At 49.5% G+C, this 15,965-nt stretch carries 7 protein-coding genes; all 7 read left to right on the top strand.

Annotated features, from left to right (window positions below; genetic code table 11):
* Positions 1-759: 759 nt before the first annotated feature.
* The 7 genes from DWZ67_RS06555 to DWZ67_RS06525 all read left to right on the top strand — a co-directional run bounded on the left by DWZ67_RS06555 (position 760) and on the right by DWZ67_RS06525 (position 15,961).
* Positions 760-3,987, top strand: a complete 3,228-nt coding sequence (locus tag DWZ67_RS06555; protein ID WP_005830680.1) for a SusC/RagA family TonB-linked outer membrane protein — start codon at positions 760-762, stop codon at positions 3,985-3,987.
* Positions 3,988-4,018: 31 nt separating this feature from the next.
* A complete protein-coding gene (locus tag DWZ67_RS06550; protein ID WP_005830682.1) occupies positions 4,019-5,791 on the top strand; it encodes a RagB/SusD family nutrient uptake outer membrane protein in 1,773 nt (590 codons plus the stop codon).
* Positions 5,792-5,826: 35 nt separating this feature from the next.
* Entirely contained in the window at positions 5,827-6,981 is a 1,155-nt protein-coding gene (locus DWZ67_RS06545; RefSeq protein ID WP_117866722.1) for a hypothetical protein, read from the top strand.
* A 198-nt stretch (positions 6,982-7,179) separates the two neighbouring features.
* Positions 7,180-9,570 carry a glycoside hydrolase family 3 N-terminal domain-containing protein gene (locus tag DWZ67_RS06540; protein ID WP_057256552.1) on the top strand — a complete coding sequence of 797 codons (2,391 nt, stop codon included), beginning with the start codon at positions 7,180-7,182 and terminating at the stop codon, positions 9,568-9,570.
* Positions 9,571-9,656: 86 nt separating this feature from the next.
* Positions 9,657-11,978 (top strand): beta-glucosidase BglX, encoded by a 2,322-nt coding sequence (bglX, locus tag DWZ67_RS06535; RefSeq protein WP_057256553.1) that lies wholly within the window; start codon positions 9,657-9,659, stop codon positions 11,976-11,978.
* A 25-nt stretch (positions 11,979-12,003) separates the two neighbouring features.
* Positions 12,004-13,416 (top strand): glycoside hydrolase family 5 protein, encoded by a 1,413-nt coding sequence (locus tag DWZ67_RS06530; RefSeq protein ID WP_057256554.1) that lies wholly within the window; start codon positions 12,004-12,006, stop codon positions 13,414-13,416.
* Between the two features lie 22 nt (positions 13,417-13,438).
* Complete coding sequence (locus DWZ67_RS06525; RefSeq protein WP_057256555.1) at positions 13,439-15,961, top strand: beta-glucosidase; 2,523 nt, start codon at positions 13,439-13,441, stop codon at positions 15,959-15,961.
* Positions 15,962-15,965 lie beyond the last annotated feature (4 nt).

Raw genomic sequence — 15,965 nt, 5'->3', positions numbered from 1 at the left:
CCCTAAAGATACTAAGATATTTGGAAACACTACAATTTTCATTATCCTATGACGTAAAAAGCAGAATTTTTCACTACACTTTTTCATCCGGATAAGGAAATTAGCCTCATCAAATCGTCTATAAAATCTACTTTTTTATCGTCCAATGCAAAGCATAAATCATTGATTATAAAATAAATATACTGAATTAGAATCTACCGTCACCAGCTACCCGCAGTTAGGTCATCTATATTAATATCGTAATTTAGCAGCAGAAACGGAAATTCATTAGAGGAAATTACAATGAATAAGGCAAGAGTTTCGGATTTAGAATCAGAAGTTAGGATTGAAACCTCTTTGCATGGTGAAAAGGGAAAATCACCCATCTTCCGTGCCTATGCAGAGTGTATCTCGTGTCTGCGCAAAGTGTCTTTTGTGCCTATGAAATCTTAGAATAAAGGATTTGTTCGCAAAAATAAAGCCTTTGTTTCTATAACTAAAGCCTTTATTCATAGAAATAAATCCTTTATTCTAAGATTGCGTCGCATCGAAACGGACTTTGCACCCCATATCGTTTATGTTTGCGTAGGGAGCAGGTTGCAAAGTGTCATCCGAAGCTTTGTGGGCACAGTTGCAGAAGTGTGGTAAGAATGAACATACGGTGTCGCAGAAGATAATGGGTATCATAATTCACATATCTATTACAAACTAATAAACCTAAATCCGAAACTTGAGATAAGGTAACTTTATACTAATTACTAATACTTAAAAAACAGAACAATGAATCGTAAATTTAGTTTTAACAAGTCTATGCTATTTGCAGGATTATTGTCTGCCATGACACTGGGAGCAACCTCTCAGGTCTATGCAGTTCAGAGTCCTGATGTGCAGAAGATGCAGCAACAGACGGTAAAGTTGACAGGCAATGTATCCGATGCAATGGGTGCCATTATCGGCGCCAGTGTGATAGAACAAGGTACAACCAACGGTGTGATTACCGATATTGAAGGTAATTTCACGCTAACGGTCAACCGGGGAGCCAAACTCGAAATCTCCTATGTAGGCTATAAGACCCGCGTTATAGAAGTAACAGATGTCACTCATCTCCAGATTACGTTGGAAGAAGACTATCGGGAACTGGAAGAAGTGGTAGTAGTGGGCTACGGTGTACAGAAGAAGAAACTCGTTACCGGCGCCACCGTACAAGTGAAGGGTGATGATGTGACAAAACTCAATACCACCAGTGCACTGGGTGCATTACAGAACCAGACGCCCGGCATCAACATTACAGCCAACAACGGTCTGCCCGGCGAAGGTTTCAAGGTGAATATTCGCGGTATCGGTACCGTGGGCGACTCTGCACCGCTGTATGTGATTGACGGTGTGGCCGGTAGCGACATCAATACGCTCAACCCGGCAGATATTGAGTCTATCGATGTGCTCAAAGATGCTGCTTCGGCTGCTATTTATGGTTCGCGTGCCGCTAATGGTGTTATCCTGGTTACGACCAAACAAGGTAAGACGGGCAAGATACAGCTCAGTTACGACATGTATTACGGTTGGCAGAACGTATATAAGATGCCCAACACGCTCAATGCGCAGCAATTCATGGCAATTACTGATGAAACCAACTTCAATAACGGTGTTCCGGCGCTGAACTGGCAGACACAATTGGGCGAATACACTTGGAATATGCTTCAGAACGGTTGGCAAGGTACTAACTGGCTCGACGAGATGCGCAACGAGAATGCAGCGATGCAGAACCATGCCATCAATCTGACAGGTGGTAACGAGATGAGCAAGTTCTCAGCCGGTTTCAGTTTTACCTCGCAAGACGGTATTATAGGCAAGGGTACTGTGCCCAACTATACGCGTTATACCGCCCGTATTAACTCCGATCATGTGCTCCTCAAGGGAAGCGATCGGGACATCATCAAGATTGGCGAGAATTTACTGTTCTACTACTCAAACCAGAGCACGATAGCACAGACATCTACTCTCTATAACGATGTCTATAATTCCATAAAGACTACTCCGCTATTGCCTATGCACAATGCCGAAGGAGAACTGTTCGACTACCACGACATGCAGCAAACGGGCTGGGTGTATGACGATAAACAGGGCAATCCTATTCTGATGATGCAGAAGGCGCATGGGCTGAACAAGAACCGCACATACGGCCTCAACGCGACTGCCTATCTGGAGGTAGAACCCATTAAGAATCTTAAGTGGCGCAGTTCGTTCAGTTACCGTATGACCAACAGCTCCTACCGTTCACTTACCGCTCCCTATCAGGCTGCTACAAACGAGGGAAGTGCCTCATATATTGTGGCCCAGAGCTCAGCATTGGGACATAACATTTCGCAGGAGAATACAATCTCTTACATCCTTCCCAATTGGAACGGTCACCTCTTTGATGTACTGGTAGGCCAGTCGTTTGAGAAGACCATACCGGGCGAAAACCTTTCTATAATCAACAGCGTGACGGAAGGGCAACAATTGCCCACGATGAAACCCGATATGGATCATGCGTGGATATCCAACACCATCGGAAACGCCGCCACCGACATCGAGGGCTATCCGTTTGACGAATGGGCGCTGGCCTCGTTCTTCGGTCGTATCAACTACAATTACAAAGACAAGTACATGGCTACGCTGATTATTCGTGCCGATGGCTCTAGTAACTTTGCCCGTGGAAATCGCTGGGGCATCTTCCCCTCTGTATCGGCCGGATGGCTTATCAGCGAGGAAAAGTTTATGGAAAGCACCCGTGGCTGGCTCGACTTCCTGAAACTGCGTGCCAGTTGGGGACAGAATGGTAATCAGTCGATACCTAACTTTCAGTATGTGTCGCCCATTGCTTTCGACCTCTCGCATGGCTACCAGTTTGGACAGACACACATCGCAACGGGGAAGCTTCCTACCACCGGTGCCTATGCCACCACATTGGCCAATGAAAATGTGACGTGGGAGAAGTCCGAACAAATCAACTTGGGTATTGATGCCGTATTCTTGGGCAACCGCTTGCGGGTAAGCGCCGACTGGTACAACAAGAAGACCAAGGACTGGCTCGTACAGGCTCCGGTACTCTCCACAGCAGGTACCCAGGCCCCCTACATCAATGGTGGCGACGTGAGCAACAAGGGTGTGGAACTCTCACTCGCCTGGAACGACCGTGTGGGTAAGGACTTCACATACGGATTGAGCCTAAATGCCTCGTATAACAAGAATGAAGTCACCCGTATTGCCAACTCAGAGGGCATCATCCACGGCAATGAAGGAGCTATTGCTTCCGTCAACGCCGCCGAGTTCTACCGGGCACAGGTTGGTTATCCCATCGGTTACTTCTGGGGCTATCAGACAGCCGGTGTTTTCCAAAACCAAAAGCAGATTGATGATTGGAAGGCAGCAGGCAACGGTGTGGCACAGGCCAACCCTCAACCCGGCGACCTGATTTATGTGGATCGCCACCACGATGGAGTTATCGACGAAAAAGACAAGACCATGATTGGCAATCCACACCCCGACTGGCGTCTGGGCTTCTCGGTCAATCTCGGATGGAAGGGCTTCGACTTCTCGGTCACCACTTCCGGAGCCTTTGGGCAACAACTCTACTATGGCACGCGCCAGCACACCATCGAGGCATTTGACCGCTGGCATGGCGAAGGTACATCCAACCGCTACCCGCGTCTGGGCAACAGTGCCATGATTGCAGAACATGTGACTGATATTGACATAGAGAACGGCGACTATCTCCGCATTCAGAACATGACATTGGGATATGACTTCAAGCGCCTCTGGAAGAATTGCCCACTGTCGCAACTGCGCCTCTATGTAAGTGTACAGAATCTCTACACCTTCACCGGCTATAAAGGAATGGATCCGGAGGTAGGTTTCGGCGGTACCGACCGTTATGGCGAAAACGCCACTTCGTGGGTGAGCGGCATAGATATGGGATCTTATCCGATCGCCCGTACCTGGCTGATTGGCGCCAATCTGAAGTTCTAAGACACTGTTAACTCTAAATTAAAATAAAACAATGAAAACAAAAAAAGTAACGAAATATATGGGGATAGTCGCGCTGGCCGCGATGACGCTCTGCTCGTGCGAGGATCTGCTCGATACCAAGAACTATACACAGTCCAACACGCAAAATTTCCCCACATCGATGGATGATGTGGAAATGCTTGTGACATCTATGTACGCCAACCTGAATCATCAGGCGGCAAAGCCCGAATCCTCCTATTTGCTCACCAACCTCTATGCCAGCGACGATATGTTTGCCGGAAGTCAAGATGCGGAACTCGACCATCTGATGTATAAGAGTGATTCACAGTTTGACTTCTGCTGGGATATTCACTATAAGGGCATCTATGCCGCCAATACCTGCCTGGAGGGTCTTGACCTGATGGAGGCTGCCGACAACGTGCCCGATGCCGGACTCTTCAGCCAACGTAAGGGCGAAGCCTGTTTCATGCGTGCCTTCCAGTACTACGAACTGGCCGAACTGTTTGGCGGCGTACCCCTGATACTCAGCACTACGCAAGAGACTAACACGCCCCGTGCTACTGCCGACGAGGTGTGGGCGCAGATAGCTACCGATTTGCAGCAAGCTATCAGCCTTATGAGCGATAAGAAGTATCACGAAATAGAGTCCGGACACGCCACCAAATGGGCAGCCCAGGCGCTGATGGCCCGCTGCTTCCTCTTCTATACCGGCTACTACCAGAAAGAGGCTATGCCCACGGCCGACGGTGGCAGCATAACCAAGCAACAAGTGGTAACCTGGCTGGAAGACTGCATCGCTAACTCCGGACACCAGTTGGTGGGCGATTTCCGCAACCTATGGGCATACACCAACGAATATACGGTAGACGACTACGCATATACGGCCGGTGTAACAGGAGTAGATGGCCAGCCCCTCCGCTGGGCAGGCAACGGCAATGCCGAGGCTGTGTTTGCCGTGAAGTTCGGCAACTTTGCCGGTTATTCCTACGAAAATCAGGGCGGCTACTGCAATCTCTATCTGAGTTTCTTCGGCATCATGAGCAAAAGCGACAATGGGGCTGCTTTCCCCTTTGGCAACACCAACTCCTTTGGAACGGTTCCTACCAGTCTCTGGGACTCCTGGGAAGCAGCCGAGCCTGATGATATCCGTCGCAGAGCATCTGTTATCGTAGACGAAGATGAATTCGATATGGCCAATTATGAAAGTGGCGAGGTGCGCCAACAGTGGGAAGAGACCGGTCTGTGGAACAAGAAATTACAGCCCATTCTCTCCAAGCAAGCATACGACAAGATGGGTTCCTGGGGCAACTCGCTCTTTTGGATAGCCCATCCTGAATTTGCGGGTATGAACGATCCCTACATTCAGCCCCGTTGGGCAGCCATGTTCGAGGACCTTTACATCATCCGCTTTGCCGACGTGCTGCTTATGCACAGTGAATTAACCGGCAATGCCGACAACATGAACCGGGTGCGCGCCCGCGCTGGCCTGCCCGCCATCGGCTATTCGCTGGAGGCATTGCAGCAGGAGCGCCGCCACGAACTTGCCTTCGAGGGACAGCGCTTTCAGGACATTCGTCGCTGGCACATTGCAGAGACTGAACTCAACAAACAGAACAATACCACGCTAAAGAATCTGGGCGTAAGTACCGTGATGCGCGATGGCAAGTATGCCGCACGTTATCAAGCCACCGGCGGATTCTGGCCTATTCCGCCCGCGCAAATTCAGTTGTCCGACGGTGTACTCACGCAAAATCCCGGCTGGGACACTCCGGACGCGCGCTACACCACTTGGAATTTCGATTAAGTAATTTGTAGCTCTAAATTATTAAAAATATCATCATGAAAAACTTTTGCAAATACATCAGTATAATCGCTGTGATGGGAGCATTCGCATCTTGCGACCCTATCACCGACACATATACCATAGACGATAGCACCATCCCCGCTGATGAGCTCCAACTCAGTGTGGCTCCGAAGGTGGTCGATGGCAAAAATGGTAACATCATTGTTGTAGAAAACAATTCTCCGATACTCTCTGAATGGAGTGTAGGCGAGTCTGTCGCACGCAAGGCGTATGCCGAACTTTCGGTATCTTTCACCGGGCAGCATACCGTCAACTTCCGTGGATTGAATTCGGGTGGAAAGGCATTCACCGAGACCTCGTTTACCGTAAAGGTAGATACCATCTCGACGATTCCGGCCAATATAGCCACCCGGCTGTGCATCGGTCAGGAGGGGGCCCCCACCTACTTTGGCACAACTATCGACCTGGGAAAGATTGAGTTCTCCAACGAAGAAGATCTCCTCACCGTGAAGAACGGCAACCCCGTATTGACCGTGTGGAGCTGCGGCGGTGTCACTTCAGACAAGAATGTGGCTCAGATGCGACTGACGGGTGCGGGTGAGTTTCCCCTTTCGGCAACCTTTACCCTTGCCAACGGCGAGCAGGTGACAGAAGAACTGGGTACAGTCATTGTCAAGGACTTCAATCTACCGCAAATAGTGCTCGACCTGATAGGCGAGGATGGCGAGAAGACATGGACCTGGGCCGACCAAAGTTTCTTTGGCTTAGGCGGTTACGAGGCCGACCCCGGCCCCGCGTGGTTTGCCGCCAGTGTAGAGATTATGGACATGTTTACTCTGTATATGCCCACCATCAATCACCTGACGGGTGAGTCCACCGGCAGCATGACGCTCGATATAGACGGCAATTTCTCTGTCGCTCCCACAGGTCGCACCGGCACCTTCACGTACGACTTCGACGACATCGTGCCCAACTGGTCGGTAGGCAAGCTTAAGGTAACGGCCCCCATCCTTTATGGTACGGCCATAGCCCTGGTTGGCGAGGGTGCCGCGCCTACGTACCTGCCCACTGAGTTCTTCATTGTGAAGTGTGATGCCAATAATCTTGTATTGGCTGCGCCTGCCGAAGAAGGGCAAGCACTTTATCCATGGGCAGCTTGCACCTTCTGGTGCTTCAAACCAAAACCATGAAGCCAAGTCGGAAGTACCCGATAGTACATAATTTACAGTATATAAAATAGATGGGAGTTATCGCTCGCTCAAGCAGAAATGGATTCATTAATCTGAAATAAAGCATTTAGGTATTAGGAATTAGGCATAAACAGTAAGTGAGCCATTCTAAAGCCTGATGCGGAGCGATAACCCCTCCAAAACATTTTTGACAATAGAATGAAATACAATAAATTGATTGCTTTAGCATGTGGAGCGTTGATTCTGGCTGGTTGTGCCTCTGATAATAAATCGACATCCGTTTTCTTTCGACACAAAGCACAGGAAATACCGTTGTCAAATGAGTTTACCGAGAAGATAATCGATAACATATATCAACGCATGAGTATGGATGAACGTGCAGCTCAACTTCAGAGCATGTATCTATCGGAACTTTTCGACAAAAACAATCAGCTTGATACAGTCCGATGCTATGAACTTATTCCTAACGGAATAGGACATTTTGCTCAGTATGCCAGCAATTCGTTAGATGGACCCGAAGAGCTTCGCGATATGGTAAAACAAGTGCAGGAGTGGCTGGTGAAGAATACACCAACTGGAATACCGGCCTTATTTCATGAAGAAGTCATAACAGGTATTGCTGCAAAAGAAGCAACGGTTTACCCACAGCAAATTGGTTTGGCATGTTCGTTCAATACTGACCTGGCTGCAGAAAAAACTCGTCAAACTGCTATCAGCATGCGAAAAATCGGAGGCATGCTTTCGTTGTCACCTATGGTGGATGTGATTCGGAATCCATATTTCAACCGTTTGGAGGAATCGTATGGCGAAGATGCTTATCTAAGTGCTGCTATGGGTTCTGCTTTTGTTGAAGGTTTGCAGGACGGAGGGATGAAAAGTGGAGTCGCGGCATGTTCAAAACATTTTTTGGGCTATGGTGGCGGATGCAATACCGATAGGAGAAAAGAACTTTTTGAAGAAATACTCTTGCCTCACGAAACAATGATTCGAACTAAGGGTAGTAAAGTGATAATGACCGGTTATCACTACTTCCATGGTGTGAAAGCCGTTGCCAATAAATATCTTATGCAGGATATTTTGCGTAATTATCTCGGATTTGACGGCATAACAGTAAGTGACTATGGCTCGATTAACCAGATTGACACAGAAGAAGATGCGTTGCATCGTGGAGTGGCTGCCATAAATGCTGGGAACGATGTGGAATTTCAAAACCGTGACAATTATCAATACCTTCCCGAAGCAATAAAGCAAGGACTTGTTAGTGAGGCGACATTCGAGGGCGCTGTCAAACGAGTTCTGAGGCTAAAAGCTGCAGTGGGTCTGTTTGATAAAAATCCGGCATTCTGTGCAGAAGGCGATATAGAATTCGACACCGCCGAGGAGCGTCAAACCGCTTATGAACTTGCTACACAATCAGTAGTACTTCTTAAGAATGATAACATCCTCCCTATCGAACATCCTAGGAAGATAGCTCTTGTGGGACCTAATGCCAACACAATGTGGGCTATGCTTGGCGATTACACATATCAAGGCTTGCACTATTTTTGGCGAGGCATTAATACCGGAAACACAAATAATCAGATTATAACTTTGAAAGAAGGTCTGGAAAAAAAACTACCAGATGGATGCACTTTGAACTATTCCTGTGGTGTGGATTGGGTTGACAAAACTGAGACATCCATTTCAAAAGGCGGGGATGATCGTGCAATATGGCTCGATAAGAATCGCCATATAGCCCGCGATGAGAAAATAGATGCTAAAGAAGCGCTTTCGTTAGCTGCCAATAGCGACATAATCATTGCTGCAATGGGGGAGAATACTTTACTGTGTGGAGAAAATCGAGACCGCGGAAGTTTACGGTTACCAGGAAAACAAGAGGAATTTGTCAGACAATTAATAGTTACAGGTAAGCCTGTTGTATTGGTTATGTTCGGTGGGCGTGCACAGGTTATTGGCGACCTTGCGGATAAATGTGCAGCCGTGATTCAGGCGTGGTACCCCGGTGAAGAAGGGGGTAATGCTCTAGCCGATATTATTTACGGTAATGTTGCGCCATCAGGAAAGTTGAGTGTGAGTTATCCAAAAGTAGAACTTAACGAAAACATCTGCTATAATTATTCCAGTACTCCTGATGAGCGTATTCAATATCACTTCGGGTACGGACTGAATTACACTACTTTTGATTATTCAGACCTAGTAGTTGACAAATCAGTTTTCACGACTGATGAGTTATTCAATATTTCCTTCAATGTGACTAATACCGGGTCGCGCGAAGGTGACGAAATCGTACAGATATATATATCACCTACTTCAGCAAGTCAACCATTGAAACCCATTAAACTCGCCGGGTTTGGTCGAGTATCACTTAAGCCGGGCGAAACTAAAAAAATAGACTTTATCATGTCACCGCAACAATTGGGTTATTATAATGATGGAATATGGGCTATAGAAAAGGGTGATTTCATTATAAAAGTTGGTGCAGCATCCAACGATATTCGCCTTACTGATAGTATCTGTCTCATCGGTGATGCTCACACTATGCCATTGCGCACAGTTTACTTTTCGGAGATGAAAACTATTGATAATTAACAATCTTAAGAGTCGTTAACAAAGTCTAATGTGGAGTGGTGAATCCTCTACAATTTTAGAACTCTAAATAATAAATTTAAGTGAATATGATGAAATATAGCAAATTGATTGCTTTAGCATGTGGAGTATTGACTCTGACCAGTTATACTCCCCCTCCCTCTGCTAATGGAGAGATGGATGCGTTTATCGATGACCTGATGGCAAAGATGACGCTCACAGAAAAGGTAGGACAGTTGAATCTTCTGGCGGTGCCTTCGTTTGTATCGGGCAACGCATCTGACGATAACGACAGCCGCGAACAACTCATAGTCGATGGCAAACTTGGCGCCATGTATGGCAGCTATGTGGCAGAAGATCTGCTGGCAGCACAGAAACTGGCAGTAGAGAAGAGTCGCCTGGGCATTCCACTGATGTTCGGCTACGATGTTATTCATGGTTTGCAAACGGTGCAGCCTATACCGCTAGCTATGTCCACCTCATGGAATCCGGAACTGATAGAGCGGGGAGCCCGCGCTGCTTCCCTTGAGGCTACGGCTTCCGGCATCAACTGGGTCTATTCGCCGATGCTGGATATCTGCCGGGATGCCCGTTGGGGACGCATTGCTGAAACATTTGGAGAAGACCCTTTTCTGTGCGGTGAACTTGGCAAGGCAATGGTACGCGGTTATCAGGGTACTGACCTTGCCGACAATACCACGGTAATGGCCTGCGTGAAACACTATGCGCTCTATGGAGCGGTAGAGGGTGGCCGCGACTACAACATTGTGAACATGGGACGCCAGGAGGCTCTTAACGGATTCCTTCCACCTTATCGTGAATCTGCCTACGAGGGTGCCGGCAGTTTTATGGCTTCTTTCAACGATTTCGAGGGTATCCCTGCACACATCAACCGCTATCTGCTCAACGACCTGTTGCGCGAAGAATGGGGATTCAAGGGATTCATCACCTCCGATTATGAAGGCATCAACGAATGTGTGAACCACGGCATAGGCGATATTGAGGAGGTTACTGCACTGGCCATAGAGGCTTCGGTAGATATGGACCTCAACGGAAGTGCCTATATGGACAATCTAGAGAACCTCGTCAAGCAGGGACGTTTATCGGAAAAAGATATTGAGGTGGCTTGTCGCCGGGTGTTGGAAGCCAAATACAAGCTGGGACTCTTTGAAGACCCCTATCGCTACCTGAATCTACAGCGTTACCAGCGCGAGATTCACACCGATGAGGCGCGTCAGCTCAGCCGTGAGATAGCCAGAGAATGCCAGGTGTTGCTCAAGAATGAAGCCAATGTGCTGCCTCTCTCCAAATCGGCCAAGATTGCCCTGGTGGGTCCGTTTGCGGTGGCAGCCAAAGAGATGCAGGGCAGTTGGTCCTTCTCCAGGTTTGCCGATGGCTGTGTAACTTTTTTGGAAGGTATGCAAGAAGCTGTAACAGGTCATGGCGGTTCGGTTACATACGCCGAAGGCTGTTGGGTGCTTGAAGACAAGCAACTGGAACAAGATATGGTCAACCAATATCTGGGCGCCTACAAGCCGGGACAGGTCATCAAACCTGTACATACTCGTCCAAACGAGCAACTCGTGGCAGAGGCTGTGGCCCTGGCCCGCCGGAGCGATGTGGTGGTGGCTGCCTTGGGTGAGCTGAACAACATGAACGGCGAAGGCGTGTCACGTTCCGACATTACCCTGGGGCTCCCGCAGGTAGAACTTCTCAAAGCGCTGAAGGCTACCGGCAAGCCGGTAATTCTCATCTTGACCGCCGGCCGACCGCTGGCGCTCACCGAGACCGAACCGCTGGCCGATGCCATACTTTATACATGGTCGTTGGGCGACCAGGCAGGTCGTGCCATGGCCGATGTGGTCTTTGGCGATGTCAATCCGAGTGCCCGTCTGTCCACCTCTTTCCCGCGCAACGTGGGTCAGTGCCCTATCTACTACAACCACAAGAACACGGGACGTCCGCATCAGGATGGTGCAGCCTATTCTCGCTTCAACAGCAACTATCTCGACTGCATCCACGGGCCACTCTATGCTTTTGGGCACGGATTGAGCTACACGACCTTCGAATACAGCGACGTCACACTATCAAACAATGAGATGACTGCCGACGGTCAGGTGAAGGCATCGGTGACGGTGACCAACACCGGCAAACGGGATGGCAAGGAGGTGGTACAACTCTATGTAAGGGACATCTATGCCACCAGTTCACGCCCGGTGAAGGAGCTGAAAGGTTTCGAGAAAATCAGTCTCAAAGCCGGCGAGAGCAAGACCGTATCGTTTGAGATTGGCCGCAAGCAACTGGAGTACTACAACCATGCGTTGCAACTGACCGTTGAGCCAGGCGACTTCGAGATAATGATTGGACATGATAGTCAGCATGTAAACAAAGCAAAACTGACTGTAAATTGAAAATTAACACTGAAAAAATATAATCATGAAAAAAATACTTTTCTTACTCCTCTCGGTAGCGTTGCTGGTTGGCTGCACCACCGGCAAAACCCAAAAACCATCGTTTACCGGCACTTGGTATGCCTCGCAGTACGGTTGTCGCAGCGTAGTCCACTTCAACGAAGACAGCACCATCACCATCAGCAGCGAGGCCAACTCCGCTGCCAACATGACCGTGGGCTATGTAGTTTCCCCCCAGGCCGATGGCTATCATTTCGACCTTAAGATGGGTATGGAGAATCGCGGTATCGCCCTCTTCGATGGCGCAGACCATCTGCAGATTGGTATCGTGTTCGGTCCGGAACAGTATGCTCCCCGTCCGCAGAAGTATGAAGATGCCAATTCGACACATGGAAATCTGATGCTGGATCTTTATCGGGATCCCACCAAGGTAATCTCCGTGCTCGACACCAAGGTAGAGGCTCCGGCAGAGGCGGCTATTCCCTTCGAACGGAACAAGCGTCTGGGTAGAGGGCTCAACATGAATGGATATGTGGATGCCAACCCCGTAGATGGTAACGATGCCCCCATGACCGAAGCTGATTTCCAGGGCATTGCCGAAGCCGGATTCCAAAGCGTACGTATCCCGACGACTTGGGTGAAGCACTGCGCCAAAGAGGCTCCCTATACCATCGATGCGGACTTCTTCCAAAAGATGGACTGGACCATTGAGCAGTGTTTGAAAAACAACCTCGCTGTCTCCATCGACCAACACTACTACCCGGCCATCAATATGGGCGAAGACGACCCTGACCTCACATGGGAACAGAACCTCGACCGAATTAAGTCGCTCTGGACACAGATTGCCGAGCATTACAAGGATTACCCCAACGACATGCTCTTCTTCGACTTGCTAAACGAACCCAACATGCGCCTTGGAGCCGATGGTTTGAACAAGCTGCATGCCGAACTCATTGCCATCATCCGCCGGACCAACCCGGGCCGTACACTGATTATAGGCACTCCCAATCTGGGACAGACCTGGACACTGGGCGAACTAAAATTCCCGGAAAACGAATGGAATATCATCGTTCAGGGTCACTACTACCTGCCTCATACCTTCACCCATCAGAATCTGGAGTATGTGCCGAGTGCGATGGTAGGACATCAGGTAGAGTGGCACGGAACCGAAAATGAGAAGGCGCCCATTATTCGCGACCTCGACTTCTGCCAACGCTGGAGCGAACAGAGCAGTCGTCCGCTCAACATCGGCGAATACGGTGTCTGCCTCAAAGCCGACCAGCAATCGATGAACCGCTACTTCTCCTTCATGCAAGAGCAGTTCCAATTGCGCGGATTCAGCAGCCACATCTGGGCATACCGCGGGCTGTTCGGCCTCTATGATCTCCAAACAAAGAAATGGAATCAGGAAAGTATTCAGGCGCTGACCAATTTCTAATTATAAAAGATTATTTATTCCTATGAGATATTTATTTAGCCTACTTTTCTTGCTGGCTTACGGGAGCACTGTGGCGCAACAACCGCCCATGTTGCCACGTGATGCCGCCATAGAAGCCAAGATAGAGAAACTGTTGGAGCAGATGAGCCTCGATGAGAAAATCGGGCAGATGGTGGAACTGGAGATAGGCATGATTACCTATCGAGACCCGCGTTACGTCGTGGAGAAGCTTGCCCGGATGTCGGAGCAGGAACTTGCCGACACCTTACGCCGCTTTGGGCTCGACAAGCAGCACAATGCAGCCCAGTTGGCACTGACAACGCCCGAAGATAAGCAAAACAGGGAAAAGCTAATGAGGCTCTACTGGGTGTCCAACGATATCCAGTCGAAGCTTCCCTTCCGGTTGGATGAGGCGGCGCTCGATTCCGTAGTGGGCAAATATAAAGTCGGCTCCATTCTCAATGCGCCACAAACTACCGCCCAGACCCCTGCTATGTGGAATCAGGTGGTAAAGACCATTCAGAATGTGTCAATAAAACATCTCGGTATCCCCACCGTGTATGGTCTCGACCAGATGCATGGCACCACCTACTCCGCCGGTGGTACGCTTTTCCCGGGTGCCATCAACATGGCGGCCACTTTCAACCGCGACCTTGTATATAAGATGGGCGAAATAGTGGCCTACGAGACTCGTGCCTGTAATGTACCCTGGATTTACGGCCCGTGTATCGACCTCGGCAGAATGCAAGCCTGGAGTCGGCAGTATGAATCATTTGGCGAAGATGTATTCCTCTCCAGCGAGATGGGGGCAGCCGCTCTTCGCGGCATGCAAGGTGATAATCCTAACCATATCGATGCATACCACGTGGCAGGCTGCCTAAAGCATTACTTTGCCTACGGAGCACCATACAACGGACTGGATCGTTCACCGGCCAGATTGAGCTACGAGGAACTGCGCGAGAAGCAGTTTGCGCCCTTTCTGCGGGGAATCCGGGAAGGAGCCTTAAGCATCATGACCAACAGTTCCAACGTAAATGGAGTGAAGGGCACGGTCAACCGGGAATTTATCACCGACTGGCTCAAGGAAGGGCTTGGCTGGGACGGAATGGTGGTAACCGACTGGGGAGACATCGATGGAGCCGTTACCAGCGACCGCGTGGTCCCTACTGCCAAGGAGGCAATCCGGCTAGCCATCAATGCCGGTGTAGATATGATGATGGTTCCCTCGCAATTCACTTACAACGGCTTACTCAAAGAACTGGTAGAAGAGGGTGGCGTCAGCATGGAACGCATTGACGATGCCGTGCGACGCATCCTGCGCCTGAAACACCGGGTGGGACTTTTCGAACAGCCTAACACCTTTGCTAAAGATTATCCCAAATTCGGTAGTGAGGAGTTTGCAGCATACAGCCGGCAGGCCGCATTGGAATCCATCGTTTTATTGAAGAACGACTCTGTAGACAGCCAAAGTCGCTTATTGCCCATAAAGCAAGGCACCCGACTGCTGGTATGTGGACCTAATGCCAACAGCATGCGTACACTCAACGGCGGCTGGAGCTATACCTGGCAGGGCGACGGTGCCGACCGCGAGGAATTTACCGGGCATTTCAATACCATCTATGAAGCCCTGCGAAACAAGTTCGGAAGCAATCATGTGACATTGGTAGAGGGCGTGAGTTACGACTCGAAACGCTGGGCAATGGATCATGCCGATAATATCGGCGATGCCGTGGCTGCTGCTGCCGACAACGACTATGTGATAGTGTGCATCGGAGAGAATACCTACGCCGAGACCCGGGGCAACATTGCCGATATCAATCTCAGTACCAATCAGAAAAATCTGGTGAAGGCACTGGCTGCTACGGGCAAGCCCATCATCCTGGTGCTGAACGAGTCGCGCGGACGCGCCATCAGCGACATCGAACCTTTGGCAAAGGCCGTAGTACACACCATGCTGCCTGGCAATTATGGAGGAGATGCGCTGGCCGAACTCTTAGCGGGCAATGAAAACTTCTCCGGCCGTCTGCCATATACCTACAGCGCTCAGCCGAATGCAATGGTCAACTACGACTATAAGGCGAGCGAAGTGCGCGAGACCATCAGCGGTGTATACGACTATAATGCCAAGACCTACGAACAGTGGTGGTTTGGAGCCGGTATGAGCTATACCACCTATACCTACAGCAACCTCCGTGCCGATAAGAATAGTTTCACGAAAGACGATGTGCTCACTTTCACAGTCGATGTAAAAAACACAGGCGCCATGGCGGGCAAGGAAACAGTAATGCTCTATGCTTCCGATCTCTATGCTTCGCTCATGCCCGACAATCGCCGCCTGCGCGGGTTCGAGAAGATTGTACTCGCCCCGGATGAAAGCAAAACAGTAACTTTCCGCATCAAGGCAAGCGACCTCGCCTTTATGGGAACCGGCAAGAAGTGGACACTCGAGGCTGGCGAATTCAATATCGCCTGCGGAGACCAGTCGGTGAACATCCACTGCACGGAAGACTATACCTGGGAAGAAGAAAATATACCTGATAACTGATGAA

The organism is Bacteroides sp. AF34-31BH (assembly GCF_003602795.1).
Taxonomy (GTDB): domain Bacteria; phylum Bacteroidota; class Bacteroidia; order Bacteroidales; family Bacteroidaceae; genus Bacteroides; species Bacteroides uniformis.
The sequence above is the reverse complement of the archived record's forward strand: the minus strand, read 5'-3'. Positions and strand labels throughout refer to the sequence as shown.

What these genes read in the sequence shown, in the direction of transcription:
- DWZ67_RS06525 (WP_057256555.1), top strand. Translation starts at nt 13,439, where the DNA reads ATGAGATATTTATTTAGCCTACTTTTCTTGCTGGCTTACGGGAGCACT.
- DWZ67_RS06550 (WP_005830682.1), top strand. Translation starts at nt 4,019, where the DNA reads ATGAAAACAAAAAAAGTAACGAAATATATGGGGATAGTCGCGCTGGCC.
- DWZ67_RS06545 (WP_117866722.1), top strand. Translation starts at nt 5,827, where the DNA reads ATGAAAAACTTTTGCAAATACATCAGTATAATCGCTGTGATGGGAGCA.
- DWZ67_RS06530 (WP_057256554.1), top strand. Translation starts at nt 12,004, where the DNA reads ATGAAAAAAATACTTTTCTTACTCCTCTCGGTAGCGTTGCTGGTTGGC.
- bglX (WP_057256553.1), top strand. Translation starts at nt 9,657, where the DNA reads ATGATGAAATATAGCAAATTGATTGCTTTAGCATGTGGAGTATTGACT.
- DWZ67_RS06555 (WP_005830680.1), top strand. Translation starts at nt 760, where the DNA reads ATGAATCGTAAATTTAGTTTTAACAAGTCTATGCTATTTGCAGGATTA.
- DWZ67_RS06540 (WP_057256552.1), top strand. Translation starts at nt 7,180, where the DNA reads ATGAAATACAATAAATTGATTGCTTTAGCATGTGGAGCGTTGATTCTG.